Consider the following 13676-nt stretch of genomic DNA (forward strand, 5'->3'; position numbering starts at 1 on the left):
ATACGGGTGCATCATCGACGTCTTCAATACAGAAGATATCAGTGCGGAATGTTTTTAAGGGGATGCCCCTGGGTGGCCCTATGGTAACGTGACTAGCGATGTCTACAGGGACCCACGCTTTGAAGGGGCGCCGGGCTGAAATTATGGCCTTTTATTGGTAGGGGCTCTTGCTAGGCTGGAGCCCTTACTAGAGGCAGGCCTCGGCGATGCGGCGTTTGAGTTCGTCGATGCCGGTGCCGGTTTGGGAGCTTGTGATGATTACGTTCTCGGCCGGGACGTTGAGCTGCTTTTTGATGGCTGCTGACTGGCGGGCCTGCTGGGTGCGGCTGAGCTTGTCGGCTTTGGTGAGGCAGACGATAAAGTTGAACTCGTTGCCTTGCAGGTAGTCGATCATGTCATGATCGAGCTTGCTGGGGTCGTGACGAATGTCAACCAGTGATACAACCAGGTTAAAGCTGCGCTCGGAGTCAAAGAAGTCGCCGATAAGCTCGGCCCAGCGATCGCGCTCAGCTTTGGAGCGACGGGCGAAACCGTAACCCGGCAGGTCGACAAAATGCACGTCATCGGCCTCAAAGTAGTTGATGTTGCTCGTTTTGCCCGGCGTACTCGAAACCTTGACCAGGTTCTTGCGGCCAAAAAGCTTGTTCATAATCGACGACTTGCCCACGTTGGAGCGGCCGACAAAGCTCACCTCGGGGCAGGTGGACTCGGGAATCTGCGAAACCTTGCCATAGCTGGCGACGAACTTGGCAAGCTGATAGTTAATGGAATCGGCCATGGACACTCCTTGGTCGTAGGTTTTTACAAAACGGGCGCGCTATTGCGCGGCGGCAATACGACGAACGATGTCAAGCGTGATGCCGCTCGCGGTGCGAGCGTACTCATCCAGATCGAACTCGCGCTCACAAAACGCGTCATATGCCTCGTCACAATTATCGCTGATAGCGCGCAGCACCAGGCAATCGACACCATTCTTGGCCGCGATGTGCGCAATTGCCGCGCCCTCCATCTCGACGCAATCGGCATGCGTGGCCTCAATCGCAGCGTTACGCATGGCGTCACCCGTAACAAAGCGGTCACCCGTGGCGATAGTGCCACACAGGAACTGCTTGGGGTCCTTCTCCGCAGAAGTCTCCTCCGTCGAGGCATCCACAAATCCATGCTCGGCAAGCACGGCGGCAGCAACATCAACCAACGCCGGCGTCGAGACAAACTCCTCGAGCCCCGGCGCCGACTCGGCAATGAGTGCCGTGTCAGTATCCAGATAGCGCAGGCACTTGCCAATAATCACGTCGTTAATATGGAGCTTAGGGTTTAGGCCGCCCGCGATACCCGAAAACACAACTGCCCGCGGGGCGTATTTGCTGATGAGATGCTGCGTTGCGGCGGCGGCATTCACGGTGCCCATGCCAGCGGTCGTGGCGACTACTGTCAGACCGTCAAGCTCGCCGCTTACAACGGTCAAGCCCGCCTCTTGCGACACATGAGCGCCGTTCAGTTCTTCTTTAATCTGCGTAACCTCTTTTTCGAGTGCGCCTATGATCGCGATGGTTGCCATGCCATCCCCCCAAATTCGTGCAAATTGCTTATCCACGGTATGGTACCAGCATTTTGGTTCTTTCACTTTTTACGAAGTCGCTAGGCCAACGAGGACCGCACATCATAGAGCGCCTTTGCAATCGCAGCCGTAACCTCGCTCGAGCGATCGCTCCACGGCATCGACGTCATGACGCTCATAACATAGCTATGGCCGTCGACGTCGATCAGTCCGGCATCGCATGTCGAATAGCAACCGTCCTCGCTGATCCAACCCGCCTTGTTGCGCACCAAGACCTGATCGTCCGCAATGCCATCGCGAATAAACGATCGGGTCGTAGAGGTCAGAAGGCCCGACAGCCATTGCGACGTCTCGGTGTCACAGCTCAAATACTCACTCATCTCGCACCACAACTTGGCCGAGGTGCGCGGGCAGTAGGTCGGAAAATCACTCATCGGATCCAGTGCCGTTTCGTTATCAACACCCAGGTTGGCAATCCAATCCTCATAGCCATCATGGTCAAACGCCGCGCGTAACGCGATAAACGAATCGTTGTCCGAGTTGACGACGGCATTCTCGATAAGGTCGCGTACCGTCTGCCAGCCCATGCTGTAACCACCATACGTGGCTAAAGCCCAATCGAGCGACACCTGCCCCGATTCGACCAACGTCTCGCAAATATAGAGCGCATACAGCGCCTTGTAACTGCTCGCTCCATACACCGCGACATCGGCGTTATACGTCACGCCCCTACCGCTCGATAGGTCGTAGAACACTACGCCTACGTCGCCCAGCTCCTGCGCCCGACTCAGGGCATCCTGGAGCGAGGTAAGGCTCTGATCCTCCAAGGTAGGAGTCTTGTTATCCACCAACGAGAAGGTTTGAACGGTATCACCCGAAGGGATATCGTTGAAGTCCGCCTTCGAAAGTCTCGTCTTGAGATCTGCCGTCGACAGAGCTTGATCTGCCGACGCTTTGGACTTTGAAACCTTCTCGTTTTGCAGCTGTACCGTTGACGCATCTGAGCGCACCGTTCGCTCCAAGGCGTGGGTTTTAACGGCAATTCCGAGGATAAAAACCGCTAACGCTAGCATTCCTATGGCGGCAATCTTCGCCCCGCGAAAGCGAGCGTCGGCAAGGCCGCGCGAAGACATGCCCTTCGTCTCATATCTGCTGCCATGCTGCGGCACATACTCGTCCCGCGATTTGCCCTTTCGCACGTGGTCTCCTGATTGTGCCCGTTCATATACGAGCAGCATAATACTGAGCAGCCATTTCTTTCCCAAATTGTTTGACACCGTTTAAGGCGTCTTTAAAGAAACCACAGGCGTATTTATCCAAATGGCACGATTCTGTTGCGCATCTCTGCCCAAAACGCAGTTGCGGTGAAATAGTTCCTGTTTGGACGGCATAGGCCGATACACAAGAACTATTCCACCGCAACTTGACGGGGCTCTTTAGCGATCAACTATGTGCCCGGGGCACTCATTTAAGTCTGTCCCCAATGAGTGCTGCTAGCCGATGGCGTTTTTGAGTTCCGCACGGCGCTTTTTCATGCCGGCCATGACGGCGTTGCGCAGCTCGGGCATGCGCGCGGTATCCATCTGGGGCACGCCCTCGAGCTTATAGGGAATACCCAGTTGCTCGTACTTGACGACACCCATCGTGTGATACGGCAGCATTTCCAGGCCCACCACGTTGTGCCATGGAGCGATCAGGCGACCGAGCTTCTCGCATTCCTCCGCCGTGTCGGTGATACCCGGCACCACCACATGGCGAATAACAACCTTAATCTTGCGACGGGCAAGCTCATCGCCAAACGCCAGGATGCGCGCAGGATCGCAACCGGTCAGCTTTTTATGCTCAACCGGATCGGCATGCTTGATGTCGAGCAGCACCATATCGGTCTCGTTGAGAACAGCATCGAACTTCTCCGGATGCTTGGGATCAAATGCATAGCCACAGCTGTCTAGGCAGGTGTGTACGCGGCCATCGGGGTTGTTGTGCATCACACGGAACAGGTCGGCCAAAAACTCGGGCTGCAGGAGCGGTTCGCCGCCCGAAACGGTAATGCCGCCGCTACGGTAGAACTCATGGTTGCTCTGGAACTCGTCCATGAGATGCTCGACGGTCACCATCGTGCCACCGTTAACAGACCAGGTATCGGGATTGTGGCAATACGCGCAGCGCATGGGACAGCCCTGAACAAACACCACAAAGCGGATGCCGGGACCGTCGACCGTACCCATCGTCTCAATCGAATGCACGCGGCCCAGGGCAAACGCAGAGTCCTCGGGACGAGCGTCCACACCCTCGAGCGTCATCTCAGCCATTCCCGCTACCTTGCCTCTCATTGGTTTTAGCTACATAAATGTCAGAGCCATTCTAGCCCATACGCATGATGGCAAAACGGTTTAGGGGTCAATTAGGTCGTCCTATTTTACTTCACGCAAAAGCGGCGGGAAGGTTGTCACAACCCGCCCGTCGCCGAGGCAATAGAAATCGATAGACGCCAGGCCTTACGCCTTAAGCGTGAGCACCGCACCGAAGGCGGTCGGGCCGCAATGGCTCGAGATGACACCGCCAACCTGAGTCCAGGTAATATCCTTAAAGCCCAGGTCATGCGCATAGACCTCCATGTCGTCGCGCAGCTCCTGGGAAAGGCCCACCGAATACGCCAGGCCAATGTGCGAGTAGTCGATCTCGCCCTTGGCAACCATGTGGTCAATAAAGGCGCGGGCGCACTTGAGCATAGAGCCGCGGAACTTCTTAGTCGCCACGAACTTGCCGCCCGTCACCTCAATGCAGGGCTTAATCTTGAGCAGATGGGCGCCTAGGAACGCGACGTTGGACAAGCGACCGCCCGCCTTAAGGAAGGCAAGGTCCGTAGGAACAAAGCCCAACAGCACGCGGTCCATGACGGAGTTCGTAAATGCAAAGATCTCGTCGACGGTGGCATCGGGGTGAGCCTCGATGTATTTGGCGGTCTCGACGACAACGAGCGACTGGCCCACCGAGACAAAGCGCGTGTCCATGGAGAACACGTAGTCGCGCCCCTGGGCCGCAATCTTTGAGGACTGATGCGAGCAGGTCGTGGCCTCGGAATACGCGAGATGCAGAATAGTCGCGTCGGGCTGCTCGGCGTGAATGCGGTCGTACACACGGGAGAAATCTGCCGGTGCGCAGCCACTGGTCTTGGGCATCACGCCAAACTCGTTGCAGCGCGAATAAATCTCGAGCGGATCGATCGAGCCGTCCTCGACGGTCTCGTCACCAATCGTGACATGCATGGGCACGCGCACGATGCCGTAGCGTTCGCAGAGCTCTGGCGTCACATCCGAACCAGATTCAACCACGATTACGTACTTGCCCATTCTTATCACGACCCATCTCGACATTGGTTTTTCAATACATGGCACGCGCCGCCGCACTGTTGCACAACGGCGTCCAAGCGCCAAAGAGACGCCGTCCCTTGCACATAACAAAGGACAGCGTCTCCCTGGAAAACTCCGTGCTTGGCTGAGATTTTACACGGTTTATAAATGAGTGTTACTTATCCCGCAAACGGTAGCTATACGCGATAAACGGTAGTTCGCTGCGGCAACTGCAACACATTCCGCCCAGCAAGTCCAATCGTGCCTCACGCATGGTTAATGCGCGAGGCGGTAGAAATCCATCGACGCCGCACTCTCGGCATGCAACCCCATCGCCGGAACCGCCGGCGAATAGGTACGGCTCGTAAGTGCCGCCTCGCCGCCATTTGCAAAAATCTCGACCATCGTAGTGTCCGAAAGCACGCGCAGGTCGCGAAGCTCGCTGAGCTCGATCGACCTCTGGTCGCGCCCATAGCCTTCGTCACCCATGTCGAGGGTAAGCATCCCGTCTGCATAGCGCACAAAGACACCCTTGCGGATTTCGAGCTCGACCATCTTGGCGCCCTCACAGGAAACCACAACATCAAACAGGCGGCCCGGCTCCTCAACGGTTTCACCGCCTGTCGCGCGAACGCAGTCGCCGCGCATCCTCTCAATCTCGTGCGCCGGCTGCTGGCAGAGCTTACCATCGCGCATGCTCAGCTCTCGCGGCACCGTCAACGCGCACTGCCACCCGCGCGCCACCGTCGGGTTTTCTGCCGTCGCGTCGGGGCAACCCGACCATCCGATCATCAAACGCCGGCCTGCAGCATCCTCAAAGGACTGCGGAGCATAGAAATCAAAACCGGCATCGACCATCGGGGGCATGCCCTGCCCGACGATTTTAAAGCTCGGCGCCTCCCAATCGGCCTCGATGGAGAACCACACGCACTGATGCGGATTGCGGTAACGCCATCCATCGGCAGGCACACCCTGCGGACAGCAAACGAGAATAAGCTCACCATCGAGCTCGAACAGATCGGGGCACTCCCACATAAAGCCAAACTTCTCGCCCAGCTCAATACGCGTCGCATAGTTCCAGTCCTCTAGATCGCGCGAGGTATAGACAAGCACGCAGCCGCGATCGTCTTTCGTACGAGCGCCCAGAACCATGTAGTAGATACCGTCGTGCTCAAGGATCTTGGGGTCGCGCACGTGCGTACCGATATCGTCGGGGTAATCGACCGGTCCAACAGCTATGCACTTCTCGCCCAATTCGTCGGGATTCTCGGCAACCATATGAATCTGGTTTTGCTCACGACCCGTCAACACGTAGTCGTAATCATCGCGGTCAAAATGCTTGACGTTGCCGGTATAGAAGTAGTGAATCTTGCCATCGCGTACAAAGGCAGAACCAGAATACGCTCCGTTCGAATCCAAATCGGAATCGGGGAACAGCACGGAGCCATGATTCTCGTACGTCACAAAATCCTTTGTCGTCAGATGGTTCCAAAGCACTGGACCGCCATGCGCAGCATCGAACGGATCGTATTGATGATAGATGTGATACGTATCACCAATCTGAACCAAACCGTTGGGGTCGTTGAGCCAGCCAAGCTCAGGCTCCACATGGAACAGGAGCCTATCGGGGTCGGACGCGATGCGACCAGCCGTCTCATCCTGTCCGGCACGCCACTGCTCATAGTCCGCGCGTGTCACCTTATTTTTTTGATTAAACATCGCCATTGACTTTCTCGTCTATAGGGAAGGACGCTCGACTCGCACGAGCCGAGCGCCCTTCCTCAAATGGACTTATCCGCACATTACGCTGAACGGCTCAACTAGAAGCTGACATCGAAGCCAGCACCAGCGCCCTCTTCATCGGTGGTCGGAACGCCCTTTGCCTTGTTGTAGGCAAAGATCAAGACGATCGGCACGATAAAGGCGATGAGATTACCAGCCACATACCACACGAGAGTCTCGGGCGTAACGATGAGCAGGCCAAGCACACCGGTCAGACCCTGACCGATGGCGCGCACCTCAAAGAACTTCACGAAGGCACCGCCGCAGCCTGCACCGATGCATGCGCAGATGAACGGAATGATCGAATAGCGCATGTTTGCAGCGAAGATAGCGGGCTCGGAGATACCGACCAGCGTCGGAATAAAGGACGACATGCAGATGTTGCGCTCTTTGGAGTGCTTCTTGTGAATGAGGTACATGCCGATGGCGCCGCCGCCCTGGGCGATGATGGAGACCGACCAGATGGCCTGGATGTAGTTGAAGCCAGTCGTGGCAACGAGGTTTGCCTCGATACCCTGGATGAACTGATGCGTACCGGTAACGACGAGCGGCTGCAGGAACGCGGCGAAGACAAAGGCACCAAAGACGCCCATCCTGTTGTACAGGACATCGATTACGCCAGCGAGGACGTCGCCGATCAGGTTGCCGAGCGGGCCGAACACGGTGAACAGGGCAACGTTAGCAAGAATCAGGGTAACGGTCGGGACAAAGACAAACGAGACGACCTCGGGGATGTACTTCTGGGCAATCTTTTCGACCTTGGCCATAAACCAGGCAGTCAGGATTGCAGGGAACACGCCGCCCTGGAAAGCAACCATGGGGATGGAGAGCGGACCGAAGTTCCAGTACTCAGCACCCGTCGGGTCCATAACGAACGTGTTACGGTTCATAAGACTCGGGTGAACCATGACGATACCGACGAGGATGCCCAGGATCGGGTTGCCGCCAAAACGCTTGACCGCGCTATACATAACCAGGACAGGCAGGTAGTCAAAGGTGGTGGCGATAATGGCAAAGAAGCTTGCGAGGTTCTTGAGGAACTCGCTGTGATCGGCGAGGCTGCCCTCCATGCCGAAGAGGCCGTTGGCAACGATCAGCGACTTAAGGCCGATGATGATTGCAGCGCCGACGAAGGCGGGAATGATGGGGATAAAGATGTCCGAGAATACCTTGAGGACCGAGAAGAACTTGCCCTTCTTGTCCGCCTCGGCGCCCTTGACCTCGGAAGCGCTGATCTCCTTAACGCCCGTCAGAGCCATAAACTTATCGTAAACCTTGTTGACGGTACCGGTACCGAAGATGATCATGAGCTGGCCGCTGTTGTACAGCACGCCCTTGACGCCATCGATGTTCTCGAGCTCGGCCTTGTTGTATTTGCTCGTATCCTTGAGCACCAGACGCAGACGGGTCACGCAATGCGTGGCGCCCTCGATGTTCTCCAGTCCGCCGACGTTGTCGACGACTTGCTGGGACACTGCCTTGTAGTCCATGTTCCTCTCCATTCCTTTTCTAAATCATAAAACGGTTCGTTGCCGCTACAGAGACGCGATCGTTGCGTTTGCGCACTTGAGCGCACCGTCGGTGACGGTAAGCGCCACACCCTGGCCCTGCTTGTTGCAGAAGCGAGCGTTGAGCGCAACATCATCGACAAAGATGGTCGCGATATCGTCGTCAACGACCAGGCGCACATGATGAGTGCCCTCGCCCTTAAAGAACAACGGACGCTCGAGGCCCATGTTGTTGACCTGGAACCACGGGTACTGGGGAGCCGGCGTGAACTCGAGCTTGCCCTCGCGCAGGTTGGCGCGGAACTCATAGGCAAGACCGGTCTCGGCGTCCTCGGCGAACTTGACCGAGAAGCCGGCAGCGTTACCGCCGAGCTCAATGTCGGTATCGAGCAAGTAGGTGGAGCCGGCGTCTGCAGACAAAACCTGCTCGACCTTGCCCGACTCGCAGGAGAGCTCGAAGGCTTCGACAGCCTTGCCCTCGCCAAAGGCGCCGAGCATGCTGTCGGGAAGCTTGGTGCCGAGCGTTCCGTCGGCACGCTGAACGATCTCGAGGGGCATGAAGGTACCACCCCACAGGTAAGAGCTGGGGTCGTCGCCCTCGTCACGCGTAGGAACCCAACCAAAGAGAACGCGACGCTCGCCATCGAATGCGGTGCGAGCGGCGTAGTACGCGCGGCCGTCGAAGGAGTCGTCAGCGGGGGTAATCCAAGGACCGTTGATGGACTTGGACATGCGGTAACGGGTCTTGTTGCCGTCGCTGTACTCGGAAAAGACGAGGTACCACCAGTCGCCCATCTTAAAGAGATCAGGCATCTCAAACATGGTGTACAGGCCTGGGTTCCACCAGTCGCCCTGGAACTCCCAGTTGGTCAGATCCTTGGAGGTGAACTTGACCAGGCGGCCGGTCATCAGACGCTTGTCCTCGCCCACACGCGTGCCGAGGATGAGCATGTACTCTTCGTTCTCCTCATCCCAAAGCACAAAGGGATCGCGCCAGTTGCGGTCATCGTAACCCTCCTGGGGCGGAAGCAGCGTCTCGGCGATGTTCTTCTCCCACTTGACGGCGTCGTCGCTCGTTGCGTGAAGAAGAACCTGCTTCATCAAACGTGCGCGGACCTTATCGCGATTGCAACCAGTGTAGAGCGCATGGTACTTGTCGCCCACCTTAAACACCGTGCCGGCATAAATGTACTGGTCGACTTCCTCGTCGCCGCCGCGCTCAAGGCTCTCGCCAAAGTCCTTGTAGTTGACGAAATCCTTGGTCGTAGCGAGTGCCCAGCCAAACGGCTCTCCGAAAGGTTCGGGGTTACGCGTGTCACGCTGATGATAGAGATAGAACGTGCCGTCCTCGCCGTACGGCATGATGTCGCCTACCCAAATTCCCTCAGGCTGGTAATACACCTTGTGCATCCGAGACTTCCTTTCCACGACATACTAACTCGGTACAATGGCAAGATATGTCAATCGTTTTCATATGTCAAACGTTTTCATATCAATACGTCTTTTCGCAGTTCCAGTCGTCGGTAAACGGTTGACATATGCCGGCGAACGGTCATCGGAGGCGTTTGAGGAATTCTTTTGGCACAGGATGAACTACGCGGTTTTGCCCTCAATGAGTTCAACGGGGAGCTTGATATTCGATTCGGGATTATCGCCGTTAATAAGAGCGATGATGGATTGCGCCGCGAGCTCTCCGATGCGATCGATATCTTGACGTACGGTTGTTAAGTCAGGCATAAACGTCATAGTTCGGCGGGCACCATCCGCGCCCACGACCTTAATATCGTCTGGAGCGCTCAAGCCGCGCTGCTTCATCACGTTGAGACAGATGGCCGCCATCGTATCGTCTCCCGCAAAGATGCCGTCAATATCGGGGTTCTCATCGAGGATCTTCGCAACGACCGCGCCCTTTTCGTCGTCGGGCTTAACGAACTCAACCTCACGGACAAGCGCGGACAAACCGGCCTGCTCAACAACATCGAGGTAGGCATCGGTACGCTTATTGGCGGGCATGCGCATGCGGCTATTGCTGCGCAGGCACAGGATACGCCTGCAGCCGTCATCAATCAGACGGCGCGTGGCGAGCTCGCCAATGCCATAGCTGTCACTTGCAATCTGGACAGAGCCCTCGCCAAGATCGCAGTCGATGCCAACCAGGCTCAAGCCCATCTCGGCATATGCCTCGGCACCGATATTGAGGGAGTTGACGATGACGCCGTCGACCATATTGCGGCGGAGCATGTCAATATAGGAACGCTCAAGATCGGGTCGATTGGCACTGTTGCACAGCAACATCTTAAAGCCGTTTTCCGCTAACGTGCGCTCGACCGCCTGCACAACCTGAGCATGGAACGGGCTGCTCACAAAGGGAACGATCATGCCGATAAGGTTCAGACGGCCGTTGAGCATGGCACGGGCGATATCGTTGGGCGTATAGTTGATGCGCTCCATCGCGGCATGGACCTTATCGCGGGTCTCTTGGCTAATATAGCCGCGATTATTAAGCACGCGAGATACCGTAGTAGGCGAAACCCCCGCCACCGCTGCAACTTCCTTGATGCCAGGCTTAGCAGAATCCTTAGAACGAGCGCCCTCGCGAGCCATAGCACCCTCCCCCATCAACATGTCATACGTTTACATACGAACAAAGCATACCCCAACAACAGCGGGAAGACGGTAACGGCACAAGTAAGTAGACGACTCATCCAAATAATTAGGAGAGTTCCGCCTAAAGGGTGACTACACAGGACCCCCGCCGGGCCGCTTTGGGTTACTTTCCAAAACATTTCCGCAGGACGCAAAGGGCTCCGCCGCGCGAAGCGCGCAGCGGAGCCCTTTGCATGTCCGAGGACGTTTTGGAAAGTAACCCAAAGCGGCCCGGCGATCCTGCGGGAGTTAAACCCCTTTAGAACTTGTCGTGGAAGGTACGCGAAATGACCTCGTCCTGCTGCTCCTTGGTGAGCGTGTGGAAGTTCACGGCATAGCCGGAAACACGGATGGTCAGTTGCGGGTACTTCTCGGGGTGAGCCTGAGCGTCGAGCAGCGTCTCACGGTTGAAGACGTTGATGTTCAGGTGGTGGCCACCCTTCTCGGCGTAAGCGTCGAGCATGTGGACCAGGTTATCGGCCTGAGTCTCGGAAACTTCAGAAACCTTCATAATGTGTCTCCTTCGATCGATAGGCGCCGGCCGAAACCAGCGCACTAATCAGTAATCGTTATTGTTAGTATAGCACTAACAATAGTTACTCGCCCAGCTGATCAAGGTCGATATCACCAAAGAACACCTGGTCCTCCTTGCCGAGCGCACCCGGGATGATGGAGAAGGTGTTGGAGATGCCGTCCTGAGCATCGCGGAACGGGAGCTTGGAAACCGAAGACAGCGAAGCGATGGCGCCGTGGCTATCGCGCTTGTGCATGGGGTTAGCACCCGGGGCGAAGGGCTGGCCAGCCTTGCGGCCATCAGGCGTAGAACCGGTCTTCTTGCCGTACACGACGTTGGAGGTGATGGTCAGAACCGAGGTCGTGGGCACGGAGTTGCGGTAGGTGTCGTTCATGCGGATGTACTCCATGAACTGGTGCACAACGTCGTGAGCGATCTGGTCGACGCGGTCGTCGTCGTTACCGTACTTGGGGAACTCGCCCTCGGTCTCGAAGTCGACGATGATGCCGTTCTCGTCACGGACGGGGTGGACCTTGGCGTACTTGATGGCGGACAGGGAGTCAGCCACGACGGAAAGGCCAGCGATGCCCGTAGCGAACCAACGATGCACGTGCTTGTCGTGCAGAGCCATCTGGATGCGCTCGTAGCAATACTTGTCGTGCATGTAGTGAATGATGTTCAGCGAGTTGACGTACACGCCAGCGAGCCACTTCATCATGTCGTTGTACTTGGCCACGACGTCGTCGTAATCGAGCGTATCGCCCTCGACGGCGCGATACTTGGGACCGACCTGCTTCTTGGAGACCTCGTCAACACCGCCGTTGAGTGCGTAGAGCAGGCACTTGGCCAGGTTGGCACGGGCGCCGAAGAACTGCATCTCCTTGCCGATGCGCATGGAGGACACGCAGCAGGCAATGCCGTAGTCGTCGCCGTGGTAAACGCGCATGAGATCGTCGTTCTCGTACTGGATCGAGGAGCTGGCGACAGAAGTCTTGGCGCAGAACTTCTTGAAGTTCTCGGGCAGACGGGTCGACCACAGAACGGTCATGTTGGGCTCGGGGCTGGTGCCCATGTTCTCGAGCGTGTGCAGGTAGCGGTAGCTCATCTTGGTAACGAGCGTACGGCCGTCAACACCCATGCCGCCGATGGACTCGGTGACCCACTGCGGATCGCCGGTAAACAGGGCCTGATACTCGGGAGTACGGGCGAACTTGACCATGCGAAGCTTCATGATGAAGTGATCCACGAACTCCTGAATCTGTTCCTCGGTGAAGGTGCCGTTGGCAAGGTCGCGCTCAGCGTAGATGTCGATGAACGTGGAGGTGCGGCCGATGGACATAGCGGCGCCGTTCTGCTCCTTGACGGCAGCGAGGTAGGCGAAGTACATCCACTGGATGGCCTCCTGCGTGTTGGTAGCAGGGTTGGAAATGTCGAAACCATAGGTCTCGGCCATCATCTTGAGCTCGCCGAGGGCGCGGATCTGCTCCTGCAGCTCCTCACGATCGCGAATGTTGTCGGCGGTCATGACCGTCGGGGTGGAAGCCTTCTGGGCCTCCTTGTCCTTGATCAGGTAGTCGACACCGTACAGGGCGACACGACGGTAGTCGCCAATGATGCGGCCGCGGCCATAGCCATCGGGCAGACCGGTGATGATGTGGGCCGAACGGCAGGCGCGCATCTCGGGGGTGTAGACATCGAAGACGCCGGCGTTGTGGGTCTTGCGCTCGAAGGTGTAGCGCTCGACAACGTTCTCGTCGATCTTGTAGCCGTGCTGGCTGGCAGCCTGGCAAGCGATGCGGATACCACCGTTGACGTGCAGCGCACGCTTGAGCGGCTTGTCGGTCTGGAGGCCGACGATGGTCTCCTTGTCGCGATGGGCGTTATCGATGTAGCCAGCGGGGTGGCTCACGATACCCGTGACGGTCTTGGTGTCCATATCGAGGACTCCGCCCTGCTCGCGCTCCTTGAGCAGCAGGTCGAGAACCTCGCCCCACAGCTCCTTGGTACGCTCGGTCGGGCCGGCGAGGAACGACTCGTCGCCCTCGTAGGGGGTGTAGTTCTTCTGGATGAAGTCTCGGACGTCAACCTCTCCCGTCCAGATGCCTTCCTTGAAGCCTTCCCATGCCTCCTGCATTGTGTAACCACGCTCCTAGTTACGTGTAATGCGGCGCTCTCTCACACCGCTGCTTATTGAATTCTTGAATGTTAGACCTGCATGACCGGCTTCATTCGCTTTCCGCCGCACATTAGCACAGGGAAAAACGTTTATTCACCTTGGTCTTGCAACCCTAAACCCAAGATTTCACCCGTTAGTG

11 protein-coding genes are annotated in these 13676 nt (G+C 57.0%); all 11 read right to left on the reverse strand.

The features are described 5' to 3' along the window. Window positions 1–187: 187 nt before the first annotated feature. Complete coding sequence (gene yihA / locus DXB53_RS04600; RefSeq protein WP_117583512.1) at window positions 188–778, reverse strand: ribosome biogenesis GTP-binding protein YihA/YsxC; 591 nt, start codon at window positions 776–778, stop codon at window positions 188–190. Window positions 779–817: 39 nt separating this feature from the next. Continuing rightward, window positions 818–1558 (reverse strand): 5'-methylthioadenosine/S-adenosylhomocysteine nucleosidase, encoded by a 741-nt coding sequence (gene mtnN, locus DXB53_RS04605; protein WP_117583513.1) that lies wholly within the window; start codon window positions 1556–1558, stop codon window positions 818–820. An 80-nt stretch (window positions 1559–1638) separates the two neighbouring features. Then, window positions 1639–2568 carry a serine hydrolase gene (locus DXB53_RS04610; protein ID WP_158551689.1) on the reverse strand — a complete coding sequence of 310 codons (930 nt, stop codon included), beginning with the start codon at window positions 2566–2568 and terminating at the stop codon, window positions 1639–1641. A gap of 483 nt (window positions 2569–3051) precedes the next feature. Continuing rightward, window positions 3052–3870 carry a pyruvate formate-lyase-activating protein gene (pflA, locus tag DXB53_RS04615; RefSeq protein ID WP_117583515.1) on the reverse strand — a complete coding sequence of 273 codons (819 nt, stop codon included), beginning with the start codon at window positions 3868–3870 and terminating at the stop codon, window positions 3052–3054. Window positions 3871–4056: 186 nt separating this feature from the next. Further along, entirely contained in the window at window positions 4057–4911 is an 855-nt protein-coding gene (locus DXB53_RS04620) for a DegV family protein (RefSeq protein WP_233503811.1), read from the reverse strand. 276 nt (window positions 4912–5187) lie between these two features. After that, window positions 5188–6636, reverse strand: coding sequence for a glycoside hydrolase family 32 protein (locus DXB53_RS04625; protein WP_117583517.1), 1449 nt, complete (start codon window positions 6634–6636; stop codon window positions 5188–5190). Between the two features lie 95 nt (window positions 6637–6731). Continuing rightward, on the reverse strand, window positions 6732–8183 hold the full coding sequence (locus tag DXB53_RS04630; protein ID WP_117583518.1) for a PTS transporter subunit EIIC: 1452 nt from the start codon (window positions 8181–8183) through the stop codon (window positions 6732–6734). Between the two features lie 45 nt (window positions 8184–8228). Next, window positions 8229–9611 carry a family 43 glycosylhydrolase gene (locus DXB53_RS04635; protein WP_117583519.1) on the reverse strand — a complete coding sequence of 461 codons (1383 nt, stop codon included), beginning with the start codon at window positions 9609–9611 and terminating at the stop codon, window positions 8229–8231. 183 nt (window positions 9612–9794) lie between these two features. Further along, on the reverse strand, window positions 9795–10805 hold the full coding sequence (locus tag DXB53_RS04640) for a LacI family DNA-binding transcriptional regulator (protein ID WP_022094949.1): 1011 nt from the start codon (window positions 10803–10805) through the stop codon (window positions 9795–9797). A 301-nt stretch (window positions 10806–11106) separates the two neighbouring features. Further along, window positions 11107–11358 carry an autonomous glycyl radical cofactor GrcA3 gene (gene grcA3, locus DXB53_RS04645; RefSeq protein WP_117583521.1) on the reverse strand — a complete coding sequence of 84 codons (252 nt, stop codon included), beginning with the start codon at window positions 11356–11358 and terminating at the stop codon, window positions 11107–11109. An 85-nt stretch (window positions 11359–11443) separates the two neighbouring features. After that, window positions 11444–13495, reverse strand: a complete 2052-nt coding sequence (gene pflB / locus DXB53_RS04650; protein WP_117583522.1) for a formate C-acetyltransferase — start codon at window positions 13493–13495, stop codon at window positions 11444–11446. Window positions 13496–13676: the final 181 nt, after the last annotated feature.

This window comes from Collinsella sp. OM04-5 (assembly GCF_003439125.1).
Lineage (GTDB): Bacteria > Actinomycetota > Coriobacteriia > Coriobacteriales > Coriobacteriaceae > Collinsella.

What these genes read in the sequence shown, in the direction of transcription:
- yihA (WP_117583512.1), bottom strand. Translation starts at nt 778, where the DNA reads ATGGCCGATTCCATTAACTATCAGCTTGCCAAGTTCGTCGCCAGCTAT.
- mtnN (WP_117583513.1), bottom strand. Translation starts at nt 1,558, where the DNA reads ATGGCAACCATCGCGATCATAGGCGCACTCGAAAAAGAGGTTACGCAG.
- pflA (WP_117583515.1), bottom strand. Translation starts at nt 3,870, where the DNA reads ATGGCTGAGATGACGCTCGAGGGTGTGGACGCTCGTCCCGAGGACTCT.
- DXB53_RS04620 (WP_233503811.1), bottom strand. Translation starts at nt 4,911, where the DNA reads ATGGGCAAGTACGTAATCGTGGTTGAATCTGGTTCGGATGTGACGCCA.
- DXB53_RS04625 (WP_117583517.1), bottom strand. Translation starts at nt 6,636, where the DNA reads ATGGCGATGTTTAATCAAAAAAATAAGGTGACACGCGCGGACTATGAG.
- DXB53_RS04630 (WP_117583518.1), bottom strand. Translation starts at nt 8,183, where the DNA reads ATGGACTACAAGGCAGTGTCCCAGCAAGTCGTCGACAACGTCGGCGGA.
- DXB53_RS04635 (WP_117583519.1), bottom strand. Translation starts at nt 9,611, where the DNA reads ATGCACAAGGTGTATTACCAGCCTGAGGGAATTTGGGTAGGCGACATC.
- DXB53_RS04640 (WP_022094949.1), bottom strand. Translation starts at nt 10,805, where the DNA reads ATGGCTCGCGAGGGCGCTCGTTCTAAGGATTCTGCTAAGCCTGGCATC.
- grcA3 (WP_117583521.1), bottom strand. Translation starts at nt 11,358, where the DNA reads ATGAAGGTTTCTGAAGTTTCCGAGACTCAGGCCGATAACCTGGTCCAC.
- pflB (WP_117583522.1), bottom strand. Translation starts at nt 13,495, where the DNA reads ATGCAGGAGGCATGGGAAGGCTTCAAGGAAGGCATCTGGACGGGAGAG.